General features: G+C 59.8%; 12 protein-coding genes. 4 read left to right on the plus strand and 8 right to left on the minus strand.

The genetic code is table 11. The features are described from left to right. Positions 1–15 precede the first annotated feature (15 nt). The 5 genes from G359_RS04145 to G359_RS04165 form a co-directional block, all read right to left on the minus strand. Positions 16–282: a hypothetical protein gene (locus G359_RS04145; RefSeq protein WP_045835109.1), complete on the minus strand. Its 267-nt coding sequence runs from the start codon at positions 280–282 to the stop codon at positions 16–18. Next, a complete protein-coding gene (locus tag G359_RS04150; RefSeq protein WP_045835110.1) occupies positions 279–1676 on the minus strand; it encodes an FAD/NAD(P)-binding protein in 1398 nt (465 codons plus the stop codon). The genes G359_RS04145 and G359_RS04150 overlap by 4 nt, the downstream gene beginning before the upstream one ends. Beyond that, positions 1673–2845 carry an FMNH2-dependent alkanesulfonate monooxygenase gene (ssuD, locus tag G359_RS04155; RefSeq protein WP_045835111.1) on the minus strand — a complete coding sequence of 391 codons (1173 nt, stop codon included), beginning with the start codon at positions 2843–2845 and terminating at the stop codon, positions 1673–1675. The genes G359_RS04150 and ssuD overlap by 4 nt, the downstream gene beginning before the upstream one ends. Before the next feature lie 137 nt (positions 2846–2982). Then, entirely contained in the window at positions 2983–3570 is a 588-nt protein-coding gene (gene msuE / locus G359_RS04160; protein ID WP_045835112.1) for an FMN reductase, read from the minus strand. Positions 3571–3854: 284 nt separating this feature from the next. Further along, positions 3855–4139, minus strand: a complete 285-nt coding sequence (locus tag G359_RS04165) for a hypothetical protein (protein ID WP_045835113.1) — start codon at positions 4137–4139, stop codon at positions 3855–3857. A gap of 333 nt (positions 4140–4472) precedes the next feature. Here G359_RS04165 and G359_RS04170 point away from each other — a divergent pair, with 333 nt between their 5' ends. From G359_RS04170 to G359_RS04180, 3 genes are all read left to right on the plus strand, one after another. Beyond that, positions 4473–5777, plus strand: a complete 1305-nt coding sequence (locus G359_RS04170) for an NRAMP family divalent metal transporter (protein ID WP_245279925.1) — start codon at positions 4473–4475, stop codon at positions 5775–5777. A 402-nt stretch (positions 5778–6179) separates the two neighbouring features. Further along, the gene (locus tag G359_RS04175) at positions 6180–7391 is read left to right on the plus strand and encodes an efflux RND transporter periplasmic adaptor subunit (protein WP_082072791.1); all 1212 of its coding nucleotides are present in this window, start codon (positions 6180–6182) and stop codon (positions 7389–7391) included. A 1-nt stretch (position 7392) separates the two neighbouring features. Beyond that, complete coding sequence (locus tag G359_RS04180; protein WP_045835114.1) at positions 7393–10545, plus strand: multidrug efflux RND transporter permease subunit; 3153 nt, start codon at positions 7393–7395, stop codon at positions 10543–10545. Here the strand turns inward: G359_RS04180 and G359_RS04185 are convergent, their stop codons facing one another. Next, the gene (locus tag G359_RS04185) at positions 10546–11790 is read right to left on the minus strand and encodes an MFS transporter (RefSeq protein ID WP_045835115.1); all 1245 of its coding nucleotides are present in this window, start codon (positions 11788–11790) and stop codon (positions 10546–10548) included. Between the two features lie 53 nt (positions 11791–11843). After that, positions 11844–12389 (minus strand): PRC-barrel domain-containing protein, encoded by a 546-nt coding sequence (locus tag G359_RS04190; protein WP_052699176.1) that lies wholly within the window; start codon positions 12387–12389, stop codon positions 11844–11846. Positions 12390–12634: 245 nt separating this feature from the next. Here G359_RS04190 and G359_RS04195 point away from each other — a divergent pair, with 245 nt between their 5' ends. Next, complete coding sequence (locus G359_RS04195) at positions 12635–13483, plus strand: fumarylacetoacetate hydrolase family protein (protein WP_045835116.1); 849 nt, start codon at positions 12635–12637, stop codon at positions 13481–13483. A gap of 2 nt (positions 13484–13485) precedes the next feature. Here G359_RS04195 and G359_RS04200 read toward each other — a convergent pair whose 3' ends face one another. Continuing rightward, positions 13486–16830: a hypothetical protein gene (locus tag G359_RS04200; protein WP_045835117.1), complete on the minus strand. Its 3345-nt coding sequence runs from the start codon at positions 16828–16830 to the stop codon at positions 13486–13488. Between the last annotated feature and the right edge of the window lie 45 nt (positions 16831–16875).

The raw sequence follows: 16875 nt of genomic DNA on the forward strand, positions 1-16875 counted from the left end.
TTGAAGCGCACCAGTTCAGTGCTCGGGTCCCGACACAGCGTCACGAGTGCGAGCGTCGACGGCTGTTGACCGCGTTTGCGCGGCGTCCGCGCCATGACTCAACTGATGGTTCAGAGTTTCGTTCGGGAGCGGCGTACTTTTCGCCAGCTCTTTGCCTTCGGGCGGCGCTGCGGACAACGCCTGCTCCCACGCGCGTGCGAGAGAATAAAGAAGGACGATTGCGAATGTGAGTGCGCTCACGAGAAAGAAAATTACGGGAGCGGCTTCGTCTGGGATGTTCATGCGTATTCACGCGCGGCTTCGAAAACATTATTGGCAACGCGTGCGGCAAACTCTGAGATTTGCGGCAATCCCATCAATTCGCCGACTGCAGCCCGCGCAAGAGGTCCGGCTATCCAAAGGCTCTGATCCGGTCGACCTTGGGCGTCTATGGTCCGCCCCTGAGCATCGCAAGCGATCCCAAGGCCAAGAGAATCCGCGTGGATGAAACCGTCCTGCGATAAGCTCTTCAGAAATGGCTGAGTCGAAAGGATGCCCCCATGATTGGGGCCGGTCGCAAGGATAATGCGGTCGACGGTGCGGGCGAGCCGCCGGTGCGATTTCGAGATACGCAGCACGACTTCCAATTCACTCGTCGAAGCTTCGAGGCTCTCTATCGATGCCGCAACGAACTGCAGAACGCCCGCGTTGACGCGTTTTTGGATGATGGCTTCCGGCTGCGGAGCGATGCGGAAGCGGTGAACATCCCAATAGGGCCGGAGATGGCGAACGATGCGGCGTTGTTCGGCAACCGGCAACGCCGGCCAAAAACGCTGTGCCTGAGCGCGTACCGCATCAATGACGGCCTGCCACGGTATGCCCTGAGCGGCCGCGCGTCTGATGGTCTCTCGCGTTCTCCGCAGTAGCTCGGAGGCACTTTTCGGCAAGGGATCGGAAAAATCGCCAAAAGGCTCCTGTGGGGATTTCGCGTGCGTCTTCGAACGAAGACCCCGGCGAGAGATCGCAGTTATTTTTCCGTAGTGGCCTTGAGCATCAAGGGTCGCCACGATATCGGCCATTGTGAGCCCGCTTCCGACAATCAGCAGGCGGTCGTTATTCTGAACGCTTGCAAGCGCGTCGGGAAGCGTCGCATCGGCAATCAGTCTCGGGTCGCCTTCAAGTGCGCTCAAAAGAGGCGAGGGAATGCGCGGCTCAGGATGCGTGGTGGCGATAATCACAAAGTCCGCATGCGCCGACGTATTGGTGCTTCGCACCGTCCATCGGTTTCCCTGCTTTTCGATCGCCGTGACGGGTTCGCGGACGTGTTCCACTGCTCCCGACTCTACGAACGGACGAACTTGTTCGTTCATGTAGCGCCCGAAAACGGATCGTCGAGGATAGGCAAATCCGTCGCCACCGATGACATCCGGATCATCGGAGATTGCTCCCGTCTCGTTGATCCAGCGTAAGAAGTGTCCCTCATCGCCGGGAATGAGGCTCATCTTGGCCGCTGGTACGTTGGTGCGGTGGTTCGGATCGCTCGCACCGTACGCGAGACCTGCGCCGAGAAGCGCGCGCGGCTCATAGATGATGACCTTGATCGGTCCGCCAAGCCGCGCCAAATGATAGGCGACCGCGGCGCCGCTAAAGCCACCGCCCACAATGGCGATGGTTGGCCGCCGCACTTCCACGTTCATGATTGGCTCGCACGTGCCGCTGGTCGATGGTCACCGGCAATCGTTTCACCGAACGGTCCCGTATTCAAAGAAAGGCCCGCACGTTTTGTTTCATGCTGAAGTGGCAGCTTCGGCAACAATAGTTCTCCAACGCGATAGGCTTCTTCAAGATGCGGATAGCCCGAGAGAATGAAGCTATCGACGCCGAGACGTCTGTATTCGTCGATGCGCTCCGCGACCGTGTCGGGATCGCCGACGAGGGCGGTGCCAGCTCCGCCACGGACAAGCCCGACGCCCGCCCATAGATTTGGACTGACCTCGAGCTTCTCGCGGCTTCCGCCGTGCAACTTCCGCATCCGCTGTTGACCGACGGAATCCATGCGCGCGAACACTTTCTGCGCCGCTTCGATCGTATCGTCGTCGAGATATTGAATGAGAGACTCCGCCGCTTCCCAAGCTTCCTTGTTGGTCTCACGCACGATGACGTGCAAGCGGATGCCAAAGGTGATCTCGCGGCCTTGAGCCTTCGCGAGTTTTCGAACGGTCTCGATTTTTTCCGCGACGCTGGCAGGTGGTTCGCCCCATGTCAGGTACTTGTCGATGCTGGTCGCAGCGACGTTGTTTGCAGCATCCGACGAACCGCCGAAGTAAAGCGGCGGATAGGGGGCCTGCACCGGCGGGAAAAGAAGGCGCGCATCTTCCGCGTGAATGTGCTTGCCGTGGTAGTCCACGGTCTCGCCCGAAAGGATGCGCTTGTAGACGTCGAGAAACTCTCGCGTGATCTCGTAGCGTTCTTCGTGGCTGGCGAACAATCCGTCGCCTTTGTTCTCCAAGGGATCGCCACCGGTGACGACATTGATCATCAATCGCCCGTTCGAGATGCGGTCGAGTGTCGAGGTCATCCGTGCGGCAAATGCTGGTGGCTGCAACCCTGGTCTGACTGCAACAAGAAAACGGAGGTTCTGAGTGAGCGGCGCCAAGGCGGCCGCGACGATCCAGCTATCCTCGCAGCTTCTGCCAGTTGGCAGAAGCACGCCGTAGAAGCCCAGCTTGTCGGCGGCCTGTGCGACTTGCTGCAAGTACGGCAAGTCCACCGCACGGCCGCCCACGGTCGTTCCGAGATATCGGCTGTCGCCGTGCGTCGGCAAAAACCAGAGAACGTTGATTTTTTCCGGGGCAAAGCCTGTCATGTAATCTCCTGAAATGCTCGGCTGTCGCAGTGGGCTTGGTGGCGTTCGTCAAGAATGTACGGGTTCTGGATTGCGCGACTTGGTGGGCTTTTTGTTCGCGCGTTTCTTCAGCATGGGGATGCCGACGATAAGTCCGCTCAGGCAACAACGGCCTTGGGCGGGGATACTGCGTCCGGGGAGGCGGGGCGGGAGTGCCGCGTCAGCTGGATCAATGCCTCGTTCGCGACGCGTTCGATGCGTTCATGAATGGCGGAACTGCCAATCGCATAGTTCGAGAAGTCGCCTTCGGTCGCGTAGACTGCCGTCGGCAGGGTGAGTGCATTCAAGAACCCGAACAGCGGGCGAAGTTGGTGCTCAATCACAAGGCCATGCAGCGGACTGCCGCCGGTCGCGGCAAGTGCGACCGGCTTGCTGCCGAAACGCCGGTGATCGACCAGATCGAAAACGTGTTTCAAGGCGCCGGTGTACGAGGCGCGATAGACGGGCGTTCCAACCACGAGCAGGTCGGCGCCCTCGATCAGATCCAAGAATTGCCGCGCGTCCTTGCCGACATCGGCCGGCGAAGTAGCGGCAAACAGTGCGGGTGCAGAGTCTGACAGCTTCAGGAGCTTCGTCTTGTGGCCGCTGCGCTCGGCGACGGCTTTCAAAATGGCGTCGACGAGCACGGTCGTTCGTGAGGGATTTGTTAAACTTCCTGATATTCCGACAATCGATAAGGCTGTCATTATCTGTCCCGGTCTTGCGCGAGAGTTGGCTCGCGCGTTCGAATGAAATCCGGGACGATTTAGGATTGGCGGTTTTGGCAGAGCAATAGTGCCGAATGGCGCTACTCGTTAGTTTTTCAGTAATTACGGCTTATATAAATTTCCGCTATGCTTTGCAGAACGCGACGCAGTAACGCTTCACGGCGCCCGCCGCGTGAGAGCGAGTAGCAGTGGCGCCAAGCCGGCCAGAAACATCTGGACCGTCTCTCGCGCCAGCCACCGCCTCTCGATGGAGCTATCGATTACTAGCCTTCACATGCGCGGTAGCGTCGCCACATGTGCCGCGATCCGGTCTCGATCGCGGCTGCGCGCAAGCCCGCGCAATCTTTCGGAGCGCGGAAGCCCATCGTTGCCTGATGGGAATGCGTGACTTTGCCGAAATCAGAATGAGTTGCGGCCCAAGTATCTGCGGGGCCCGGGTTGCCGTCAGCCAAGCCCAAATAGTTCGCATTTGCCGTGGAGACGGAAACCGCAACCAACGAAAGGGAACCAACGAGTGCGGCCGCGAAGTGTTTTGAATTGATTTTCATCCGACAACTCCTCTGAACTGGGATGCAAAGGCCCCCCACCAGAGCTGCCCTTAGGCTTCATTGTGCACTCTCACATCGTAGATGTTGGCGCGATTGCAATAGTCTGCTCGAACTAGCCGACTGGATTTTGCAAACCTCGAACGGAAAATGGATAGGAAGGATAGGTGCCCGGCGCTCGTGACAGTGTTGGCACGATCAGATTATTATGAACTTATTAAGAACGTGACTTTCGAAGGCCGCCCTGATCTCCCCTAGTATGCCAGCGGTTGCAGTTGATCTTGGTACTGGCTATGGCGTTCTGAGGAGCTTTGCAGCTCGCAGGAGGGGGCGGAGATGTCGATGGATCCGAGCGCGACTGAAACGACCTCTGACATTGTCAGGATTGAGCCACAGCCTTCGTCCGCCGGGTTCTTGCAGACGCTCGGACCAGGATTGGTTACGGGCGCAGCAGACGATGATCCAAGCGGCATCGCGACTTATAGCCAAGTCGGCGCGCAATTCGGCTATGGGCTCGCTTGGACCATGCTGTTCAGTTTTCCCCTGATGGTCGCTATCCAAGCCGTTGCCGCAAGGATCGGCTGCGTAACGGGGCATGGCATCGCGCATAATTTACGACGCCACTATTCGCCGTGGCTCCTCCGCGGAGTTGTCTTTCTCTTGCTCGTGGCGAACGTGATTAACCTCGGTGCCGACCTGGGCGCCATGGGTGCTGCAGTAGGCTTGCTGATTGGCGGCCCGGAGCGTGTCTACACCGTGTTGCTCGGCATCGTGTGCATTCTTCTGGAGACGTTCATCAGCTACGCCCGGTACGCAGCCGTGCTCAAATGGGCAACGCTATGCTTGTTCACGTATGTGGGCGTCGCTTTCACCGCGCATGTGCCGTGGGGAACGGCCCTCTTCGGAACGTTCGTTCCACAGTTTGTATTTGACGGTCCCCATGCAATGGCCCTGGTCGCCGTTCTCGGCACGACCATCAGCCCATATCTGTTTTTCTGGCAGGCCGGCCAGGAAGTGGAGGAACTGCACCGGCGTCACGTCAAGCCTTTGTGCGTCACGCCGCGAGAAGCGGGCCCGGAGCTTTCGCGCATTCGCATTGACACGATGTTCGGAATGGGGGTGTCGAATCTCATCGCCCTCTTCATCATCTTCGCAACGGCCGCGACGTTGAACGCCACCGGCGTGACCGATATCCAAACCTCTTCGCAAGCCGCAGAAGCGCTGCGGCCTGTGGCGGGCGAATTCACGTTTGCACTCTTCGCGATCGGAATCATTTCAACAGGCATGCTCGCCGTACCGGTCCTTGCCGGTTCGGCCGCCTATGGCGTGAGCGAGCTCTTTTCCTGGAGGCAAGGTCTCGATCACAGGCTGCGAGAAGCCAAGGCGTTCTACGCGACGATAGCGGTCGCGACGCTCGGTGGCGTGTTGCTAAATTTCACGTCCATCGATCCCATCAAGGCGCTGTACTGGACCGCGGTGGTCAATGGAATATTGGCAGCGCCGCTCATGGCTGTGATGATGGTAATGTCGATGAACCCTCGCGTCATGGGGCGGCTGACGCTTCCGCTCCCGATGCTTGTAATTGGCTGGATCGCGACATTCGCCATGGCCCTTGCATCCATCGTGTTCCTGGTCGTCTGATGATCGTTGCCTGAGGGCGATCGTCGCTCGCCTAATCCATTCGGGCCGGATGTGCTCACCGAAGTGGTGCGTGGTGCGTAAACAATGCCGTGGACTGAAGGTCTGGAAACGCTGCCGTCCCGTGACTAAACCGCAAGTTCTATCCCGGCCAGCTGTTTCGCCCGTCGGCGACGAATGGGATCGGCAGAAATAAAGGTTTCAGCAGGTCATCGCAATTGAGCGAAACCTCTCTCGACACGAGGCGTTCGCATTACAATATTTACCGTAGCAAATAGGTATGACCGCCGTCCATTGACCGGTACGTGCGAAAAGATTTCCGACGGAACTGCTGCTTGAAACCGTCGTTTATGCGAGACGGGGTATCCGCCTCACAGCTCCTCAGTTGCTACGCACGGAGTAGACGTGTCGAGGTCCCGCGCCAGAACGTTCATTTGGCTGATAATTCTGGCAGGCTTGGCCGGCGGCGGCTACTGGGCTTGGCAGCAGCATCGTGGGCACACGGAAACGGCTCAAAAGAAGCCCGACGAACGCGTTCCGGTTTCGGTGGCAACGGCCGAGATTAAGAATTTTCCCGTTTACCTGGATAGCCTCGGACAGGCGCAAGCCTGGAATACGGTGACGGTTCGCTCGCGCGTTGACGGTGAAATTACCAAGGTGGCCTTCGATGAGGGCCAGTTCGTCAAAGCCGGTGATCTTCTGATCCAGATCGATCCGAGACCCTATCAGGCGGCCCTCGATCAGGCGGTCGCAAAGAAATCGCAGGATGAAGCCAATCTCTCCAACCTGAAACGCGATCTCGAACGTTTCGAGAAAGTCGGCACGCTCGCAACCACGCAACAACAGATCGACACGCAACGCTCCAGCATCACTCAGCAAGAGTCGCTCATAAAAGCCGATGTCGGAGCGATTGCAAACACGCAGGTCCAAGTGGTCTACACGACCATCAAGGCCCCGATCTCCGGCCGCGTCGGTTTTCGTCTCGTCGATCAGGGCAACATCATTCACGCCGGAGATACAGGCGGCGTCGCGACCATCGCGCAAATTCAACCGATCGCGGTGATTTTCACGGAGCCCGAAGAAAAGCTTCCGCACATCCTCGATGAGCTGAAGCACGGACCGCTTCCCGTCACCGCCTTCACCTCGGACGGCAAGCAGGAACTCGCCAAGGGCGAGCTTTCGCTCGTCGATAACCAGGTCGACACGACGACGGGCTCGATCAAATTGAAGGGAAAATTTACGAACGAGCAAACGACACTGTGGCCCGGACTGACCGTCGTGACGCGTCTGTTGATCAGGACGGAGAAAAATGTCGTCGTCATTCCCGATGCCGCCGTCCAGCGCGGCCCTGACAAACTGTTTGCCTATGTCGTTGGACCCGACAAGAAAGCCGAGCGGCGCGATCTCGTCGTCGGCGAGATTCAAGATGGCCAAGCCGTCATCAAGAGCGGCGTGAAAGCCGGAGAGCAGGTCGTCACATCCGGCTACTATCGCCTGGAGCCCGGTTCGACCGTCGATCTGCCAGACGACCAGAAAAAAAAAGATCAGAAGGAAAACCAGAAGCCGCCGCGCGCCACGGCATCCGAGTCAAAGCGCACCGTTTTAGAGGCTGAGTGACATGGCGAGCGGTGGCGTTTCCGGCATTTTCATTCGCTATCCGATCGGGACCTCGCTGATCATGGCCGGCATTCTGTTTGTCGGCATCATCTCCTTCCTGAATCTTCCCGTCGCGCCGCTGCCGCAGATAGACTTCCCAACCATCCAGGTCTCGGCCACGCTTCCCGGCGCCAGTCCCGAAACGATGGCATCGAACGTGGCGCAGCCGTTGGAGCGCCAGTTCGCACAGATCCCCGGGGTCACTCAGACGACATCGACGAGCGGCCTCGGCGTCACGACCGTCGTCGTGCAGTTCGATCTGGATCGCGATATCGACGGCGCCGCTAACGACATCCAGGCAGCCATCAACGCCGCTGGCGGCCAGCTGCCAACAAATCTGCCGCAGCCGCCGATTTATCGGAAGGTCAATCCGGCTGACAGCCCCATTTTGATCCTGTCCGCGTCGTCCAACGAAATGCCTCTGACGGCGGTCGACGACAACGCCGACACCAAGCTCGCGCAGCAGATCAGCCAGATCAGTGGAGTGGGACAGGTGACGATTGGCGGCGAGCAGAAGCCAGCGATTCGCATTCAATTGGATCCCGCCAAGCTCTACGCGCGCAATCTAACTCTTGAAGAGGTTCGCACACCGCTGTCGATCACAACCGTCAACAGCCCCAAGGGCTCACTCGATAGCACCAATCGCGGCTACACGATTTACACCAATGATCAATTGATCGACGCGAAATCCTGGGACGACGTGATCATCGCTTACCGCAACGGAAGTCCGATACGCGTTCGCGATGTGGGTAAGGCAATCCGCGGTCCAGAGGACGCGAAGAAAGCGGCGTGGACGAACGGCAAGCGCGGCGTGTTTCTCATCGTATTCAAGCAACCCGGTGCGAACGTCATTGACACCGTGGATCGCATCAAAGCTGAATTGCCACGCCTTCAGGCATCGATGCCGAAGGCGCTTCAAATCGAAATTCTGAGTGATCGGACGGAAACAATCCGCGCCTCCGTTGACGATGTCGAATTCACGCTTCTTCTTTCGGTCGCGCTCGTCGTCGCGGTCATCTTCGTGTTCTTGCGAAGTTTGTGGGCGACCATCATTCCGAGCGTCACCGTTCCGCTCGCGCTATTTGGCGCCTGTGCCCTGATGTATGAGATGGGCTACAGCCTCGATAATCTCTCTCTCATGGCTTTGACGATTTCCGTCGGCTTTGTCGTCGATGATGCGATCGTCGTTTTGGAAAACATCGTCCGCTACGTCGAGGACGGTGACTCGCCCTATGACGCCGCGATGAAAGGTGCCGAAGAGATCGGCTTCACGGTTATATCGATCAGTATTTCGCTCATCGCCGTGTTTATCCCATTGTTGTTCATGAGCGGCATCATCGGTCGCTTGTTTCGCGAGTTTGCGGTCACGGTCACGATGACGATCGCGGTCTCCGCCTTCGTTTCGCTGACGCTGACGCCAATGATGGCGTCGCGGTTTTTGAAAAGCGAAAAGGACGTCAAACACGGCCGGCTCTACAATTTGAGCGAGCGCGGCTTCGAGGCGCTGCTGAATGGCTATAGCCGAGGCCTCGATTTCGTTCTTCGCCATCAGTTCATGACGCTGATGACCTTCTTCGCGACGCTGGCGCTGACCGTGGTTCTCTTCATCGAAATCCCGAAGGGCTTCTTTCCGCAACAGGACACGGGCCTCATCACGGGCATTTCCGAAGCTGCTCAGGATATTTCGTTCCAAGCTATGCTCAGTCGTCAGCAGCAGCTTGGGGATGTGGTCGCGAGCGACCCCGCCGTCGCAACCGTTGCGATGGCTATCGGAGCTGGGGGTTCCACGGCGGCACTCAACAATGGTCGCGTCTACATTACCTTGAAGCCCAAGGACCAGCGCGACGCTTCGGCGTTTCAGGTCATTCGCCGGCTTCAGCCGAAGCTTGCGAAAGTCGAAGGTGCGCGTCTCTTCATGCAGGCCGCCCAAGATGTGAACGTCGGCGGTCGCGCCTCTCGGACGCAGTTCCAGTATACGCTGCAAGACGCAGACTCCAACGAGCTCAACAAGTGGGCGCCGAAAGTTCTCGATAAGCTGAAAACGCTGCCCGAACTTCGCGACGTCGCGAGCGATCAACAAATGGCGGGCACGACGCTGACCGTCGACATCAATCGCGACGAAGCCTCGCGCTACGGACTGACGCCCGATGCAATCGACGCCACGCTCTACGACGCATTCGGGCAGCGCCAAATCGCCCAATATTTCACGCAGCAAAATAGCTACCACGTCATTATGGAGGTGCTGCCCTCCATCCAAGGCGATCCGGAAAGCCTCGACAACATTTACATCCGCTCGCCGACGACCGGCGGCCTCGTTCCGCTCGCAACGTTCGCAAGCTGGACCACGCGTCCCACTGCGCCGCTTTCGATCTCGCACCAGGGACAGTTCCCCGCGATCACGATCAGCTTCAACCTAGCGCCGGGAAGCTCCCTCGGTACCGCAACGGACGCGATCAAAGCAGCCGGGCGAGAGCTTCGCATGCCCGCATCGATACAGTCGACATTCCAAGGCAATGCTCAAGCGTTCCAGCAATCGTTGACGACGATCCCGCTGCTGATCGCAGCCGCGCTCTTTGTCGTCTATTTGATCCTCGGCATTCTCTATGAAAGTTACATCCACCCGATCACGATCCTTTCCACGTTGCCGTCAGCTGGCGCAGGCGCACTCGCGACGCTCATGATCTTTGGATACGATTTCAGCCTCGTGGCGATGATCGGCATCATCTTGCTCATCGGCATCGTCAAGAAGAACGGCATCATGCTCGTCGACTTCGCCATTCACGCTGAGCGGAACGAGCATCTGTCCTCCCTCGAAGCGATACGCAAGGCATCGCTGTTGCGCTTCCGGCCGATCATGATGACGACGCTGGCGGCGCTGCTCGGCGGCGTGCCCTTGATGCTCGGCTCGGGAACCGGCGCGGAAATCCGTCAGCCTCTCGGCTACGCGATGGTCGGCGGTTTGGCCATCAGCCAGGTCCTCACGCTGTTCACGACGCCGGTCATCTTTCTCTACATGGATCGCCTGTCCAACTGGCTAACCGGGGCGAAGCGCGAACCGGCGGACAAGCAAATTGTGGGCGCGCCAGCGTCCGGCGCGAAACCGGCGCGGACTTAGCTATTCGCCGACAGGCTCTTCGATGTTCCTCGTTTCAGGCATCGCCAGCGTAACGACAAGGAACGCGATCAATCCGATCACCGCGAGCGTCAGAAACGCCGCGGACGTTCCGAAATGCAGCGCGATCTCACCAGCGAGCGTCGTGCTGATCGATGCGCCGAGCCCCATCGAAACGCCGACGAATCCGAGTGCGAGATTGAAGTTTCCTGAGTCCTGCGTCACGTCCGCCACGACGCCAGCGACCAGCACGCCAAGCGCGCTCGCCGAGATGCCGTCGAGCAATTGGATTGCGACCATCACGATCGGATCGGAGCTGTAGGAGAACAGGACCGCACGAACAGGAAGGGCGGCAAATCCAAGAAGCAGAAGGGGCCGGCGTCCATGTTGATCGCCGTAGCGGCCCATCCAAGGCGAGATCAACGCGACGATGAACTGGGGAACGATGATGCAAAGCGCGACGAGAACGGTGGCGGCCCTGCTCGAGCGCAGCGTGATGAGGTTGGCGGCGAGCGGCAGCACCGCGGCATTAGCGAGATGGAAGAGCCCAACGGACGCCGCGAGGATCAAGAGTGGCCGCTTACTGATGATCGTCTTTGCGGCATGCAGAGGGTGATATTCAGGCTCCGGTTTCGGCTCCAGTTCTTCGCGATGAAAGTCTGACGGCTGGATCAAGTAGAGGGCCATTACCGCCGGGATCGTCATCGCAGCCGAGACGAAGAAGACGGCCTGACTTGACAGATAATAGCCGCAGGCTCCCATGCTCGCGGCCGCGAACATGCTGCCGAGCGAGGAAAACCGGGCATTTCTGCCCAACCGCTCGCCGATGAGATTATGACCAACAAGCCCAAGGCTGATCGCTGCCAGCGCGGGCCCGATTACGACGCTCGCCCCCGAGTGAAACACTTGCGCCAGAAACACGGCGTAGAACGTCGGCCAGATCGCGATAGAAAATGCGGTGGCGCCGACGATCAGGGTGCAGGTGGCAGCCAGTGTCCGCTCTCGTCCGACCGCATCGACGAGCGCTCCGGCAGGCAATTGTCCGAGAAGAGCGATGAGGCTGCCGACCGTCAGCACGATACCTATGTCGGCATTCGTCCATTTTTCTGATGTCAGATAAACAGTCAGAAACGGACCGAACCCGACCTGAGCATCGGCGAGGAAAAATGCGAACCAGTCGACGCCGATCTGGCTTCGTTTGGACGGTGCGTGGATAGAAGGCGCCACCGGCCCTTTGAAGCCGCGCATGTCTCAATCCGCGGCAGAGAAAGGGGAAGATGAGACGGACGAATGTCTGGCCGTCATTTGGTTGCCGCCGGAGATTGCGGCGGAGGCGAGGGGGGATTCTGTGGCGGCGGCATGCCGGCCGCGCCGACAATGACGATGGGTTCGCCCGGATGATATTCCGGCGTCACGCGCAGCGCATCGCGTCCCATCTCGAGGGTGATCCCCTGAGGCGAAAAATGCAAAACCGGCCACGCAACAGCGATCTTGCGCGAGCCGACGCCGAGGAAACCGCCGAAGTCGATGACCGCGGCGCGCACATCACCTGAATGTCCGACGATGATATCGGTGATCTGCCCAAGCTTTTCGCCGGTTGTGCTTTTCACGTCCTTTCCAAGCAAGGTCGAGACCATACTGTCGTCCACCACCACCGCCGGTGTTCCGGAAGGCGCGGGCTCCACCGGCGCTGGCTTGATCTCCGGATTGGCAGGCGGCGCGGCGTCCGGCTGGGCGACAGGTTGTTGAGCTAGGGCGGCAGTGTCGGCGATCGCAGTTCGAGGTCCGGCACTCGCGGCGCCAACGATGACCAGGAGGCAAAGGCCGGCCCAAAACCTCGTTCGCATCGATCATTCCCCAGACTGAAAGGCTGAGACATGCCGTCTGGCGTGGTTCGCAACTTCTGCGAACGCTTCGCAGCCTCATAACAACCAGCGGAGAAGGCTCAAGTTCCGATGACGCCTCTTATTTTGGGGCACGCACGCTGACAGGTTCCCAGCACCGCTTATCGCCATGCGATTGGCAGCCCGGGCGTTTTCTGCTTAGAAGCTCGCCCGAACGGTTTGGCGGCAGCCTCTGGAGACACCTGTAGATGAAACTCGTACGCTTTGGCGCCCCGGGTGCCGAAAGACCCGGCATCCTCGATAAGGAAGGCGCCGTTCGCGATCTCTCAGGCATCATTCCGGATCTTGCAGGCGAACACCTTTCGCAAGCGGCTCTCGCACGGTTGCGCAGCCTCGATCTCGCGTCACTGCCCAAGGCGCCCAGCGATGTCCGTTTCGGACCTCCCGTCGCCGGCACGCACAACTTCATCGCGATCGGCCTCAACTACGCCGACCACGCGAAGGAGACGGGACAGGAAATCCCGGCCGAGCCCATTCTCTTCAACAAGGCCACGACGTCGATCTGCGGTCCCAACGACGACGTCATGTACCCGCGAAACTCACGCCATCTCGACTGGGAATGCGAAATCGCCTTCGTCATCGGCGCACGCGCGCGATACGTGGAAGCGAAGGACTGGGCGAACTACATCGCCGGCTACTGCATCTGCAATGACGTGTCGGAGCGCGTCTTCCAAAGCAAGCGCGCAGGTCAGTGGGTAAAGGGCAAGTCGGCGGAGACGTTCGGCCCGATCGGTCCCTGGCTCGTCACGCCGGACGAAATTGCCGATCCCGATAACCTCGCCATGTCCTTGGACGTCAACGGCGTGCGCAAGCAAACGGGCTCGACGTCCACGATGATTTTCAAAATCCCGGAGCTTCTCGCCTACGTAACGCAGTTCATGGTGCTAGATCCCGGCGACATCATCACCACCGGCACGCCCCCCGGCGTTGGCACAGCGCGCAATCCGAGGGAATTCCTGAAGCCGGGCGACGTGATGGAGCTCAAGATCGAAGGCCTCGGAACGCAGCGTCAGAAGGTCGTCGAATTCAAGCTCTGACCTCAAGCCTCGCCGTCTTCGTCCGGAGGAGGCTGACCAAACGGCCTCTTCATCAGGCTCCGGAAATCCGTTCCAGTCCTAAGCGCAAGCTTCTGGCGAATTTCGTCCCAGGAGCGCGGATTGTCGAGGTCCAGCCGGCCGAGCGCTTCCTGAACGTTTTTGAGCTGATCCTTCAGATCCTGCTCGCCGTGGGCGAGACCCTCGTCCGGCTGCGCTGCAGTCTCGAGGTCGTCGATCAAAGTGCTGATGAGACCTGTTTCTGGGAACAACAGATAAAGGGTCAGGTCTTCGTGCACGCGGTCGTCAACGGTATCGATCAGACGTTGTTTCCGATCGTCACCACCGGCTTCTCTGCGGAGACGAGAAACAACGTCCTCTAGAAGACGCTCCTGTCCGTTTTGAAATTCGCGCAGCAGGAAATCGAGGTTCTCGTTTTTCTTGCTGTGTGCGTTGAGAGCTCTCCACGCTTCCAGGATCGCGTCACGCGATTGCGGAAGGCTCAAACGCGTATCGACGATGTCGGACCGCAAATTCACAGCTTCAAGCAACGCTTCACGATAGTAAGCGACGAGCTGCTGACGTTCTTCAGGCGAAAGCGGTTGGACCGGAGGCAACGCCTGCTGCTCGCGCCGCCGTTCGATCTTGGGAGCGTTTTCCCTCGCCAAAGGCAATTCTTGCTGCGTGTCCCGTAACACGCCGCCATCCAGCGCCGGGCGATGCTGCACGCCCTCGAACCGCCCCCAGTCACCGCGATATCCCGGACTCTCGGGAGCCGTCGCCCGGATCGTGAGAAGCGTTTCGTAGAGCGCGGGGCGAATGTAGTAGCGATCATCGATCTTGACGTCGGGCGCCACGGCCTTGACGGCCGCACCGGCGTTCATCACGCGACGGACGACGCGCGAGTCGTAATCATTGCTGACGTCCGTCAGCGTCACCATCGAGGTGAAGCCTTCTGTTTCGCGGATCGGCTCAAGCGTATTCAGCACGATCTCCGAATGCTCGCGCGGATGCGGCGCGAGCGCTGCGGCGACAAGCTGATCGAGCCTTGCCCGGTCTTTGGCGGTCGCGTCGGTCTTGAACTGCTTGTCGCAAACGGACGAGAGGTATTCGCGCAACTCGCTTCGGACGCGGTAACGCTCCGGATTGTGGCTGACGTTCTCGACGGCGCCGATATCCGCGCCCGCTGTCAGCACCATGCGAACGCGATCGGCTTGCGACCGCTCCATCGCGCTCAAATCGGCAAGCGCGGAAAACCCGTCCTGATTGGTGATCGGCCTCAGAGACGTCAGCGTCAGCCACGCAGTCTCATAGGGATGCGCGCCGAGAGCAGCGTTGATCGTCGCCTCGAGCTGGGCGCCCGAGCGCGTTCTGAAGCTCGGAATATCGGAAAGCGGCGAGCGAACCGCATTGGCTCCGAAAAGGCCCGACATGAAGATCAACCCGTCAAGGCCGATCGCGATCGCGAGCGCGAGATAGGCAAGCCGGTTTCCATCCTGGAACGCGTTGAGCGTCACGACGAAGCGATGCGCCTTGTCATCGCGCGCGAGCTCGATGTGATTGATGTGCGTTCTGAGCGCGTCCGTGTCGGCGCTCGGCAACGCGCTGTCGGAGAGGCACTGCCGCGCGAACGCGAAGAGATCGTCCGTCGATTTGTTGGCATTGAGCTTGTCGCCGCCGACACACGTATTCTCAAAAACCTTCGTGCCGGCCTGCAGCGCGAACAGCGTCGACGCTGCGTCGGCCGTCGTTTTCGGATCGCAATCGACGCTCGAAACGAGAGCCTTCGTCTCCGGCGTCGCCTGCATGGCGGTGGTGATGTCCCCGCACATCCGCTGGACAGCGCCGAGATGTTCGACCGTCGGGTCGGCCCGGAACTCGGATTTCGTCTGCTCGAAGAGCGGCAGGATGCGCGCCGGATCGATCTTCGGTCCGGTATCGGTCTCAAGGGTGCCCTCGGCGAGCTTGATGCGCTGCTCGGCCGTTTCCGCCTCGCCCTTGTACTTCGCGAGATCGCCGTCGAGCGTCGCGAGTTCGCGATCGACGGCCGAAAGCCGGGACTCGACACCCGTGAGACGCTTCTGCGCGTCCTTCATCCGCTCCTGGGCAATCTGTGCGGCGGCCTGAAGCTGGCCAAGCTCGTCCATCCGCTGACGGTAAAGCGGGCCGCGGCCAGCCTTGCCGCTGCCTTCGACGCCCTTGTCTTCAGCCAGTGCTTCGACGCGCTTGGCATCGACATCGCGGAGCTTCGCGTCGTACTCGGCCTTCTTGGCCGCATAGTCAGCGGCAAGCTCCGGCCTCTGCGCGGCGAGGTTCGACTTCTCATCCGTCAGCGATGTCTTGCGATTGGCCAATCCGGCCTGACCCGCCTGCGCCGAGGATATCCGCTCCTGCTGCTCCTTGACCGAGCGCCGGTGCTCCTCGATCTGATCGTTGACGTAACGCTCGATGACGCCCTGCGATTGGGCCGCCGCCTTCGTGATGTTTTCAAGCTGCTGCTCGTAGCCCTTCCACGCATCCGTCGTGAAAAGCTCCTCCGCAAGGCTCCCGCGACGTTTCGCGATCGCCTGCTCGATGTCGGTGATGATACCGGAGACTTGGTTCTGCGCACGCAGCTCCGCCGCGCGCACGCGCTCCGATGGCGGAAAGATCGCCGTGAAGAAGCTGTCGAACGAGAAGAAAACGCTCGTCGCCATGCAGGCGAGGAACATCAGCCAAAGCATCGAATTCCGGATGATGACGCGGACGACCTGCACGTAGGGGCGCACCAGATCGCTCGCCGCATAGAGTGCAAAAAGCGCAAAAAGGAGCAGGCCTGCTCCGAACATCAGGAATTTGTCGCTGGCGGCGGACCAGTTGATGTCCTCGACGCCGCCATGTTTGACGTCGGCCGGTCCCGACCATTGGAGAAACAGGACGAACCCGGTGATGAAGAGCAGGAGCCCGATGAAAGAGCCGATCCACGGCTGCGCGGCGGAGCTGACGAGCGAAGACTGCCCCGGTCGCGCACGCGAGTTCATTCCGGTCGCGAAGCTTTCGCCGATCAGCCACGCGACGATCAGCATGATGCCTTGAATGCCGAACGTCACCATGCCGGAGAGCAGGGGCTCGCCGGTGAAATTGTACATTCCTTCCCAGGTCCGCCAACCGGCCGCAGCCGATAGAACGATGCCGGTCGTGCCGAGCAGGGCTAGGCGCCAATTCGAGAATACGGTCTCTTCGATGGCAGTTCGGATGCGCCGGGCGACCCGTGTTCGCAGGAGAAGGGCGACGGTGCACGCCAGGAAAACGGCGATGCCGATCGGCCGTGCGTTCTCCGCCAGCCCGTCGATCAGAAACTTCACGTCCATGCTGAAAACCGTCCCAGCCCTGTGTTTCCGGCGAATCGCCCGCTG

Origin of the sequence: Hyphomicrobium sp. 99 (assembly GCF_000384335.2) — a bacterium.
Lineage (GTDB): Bacteria > Pseudomonadota > Alphaproteobacteria > Rhizobiales > Hyphomicrobiaceae > Hyphomicrobium_B.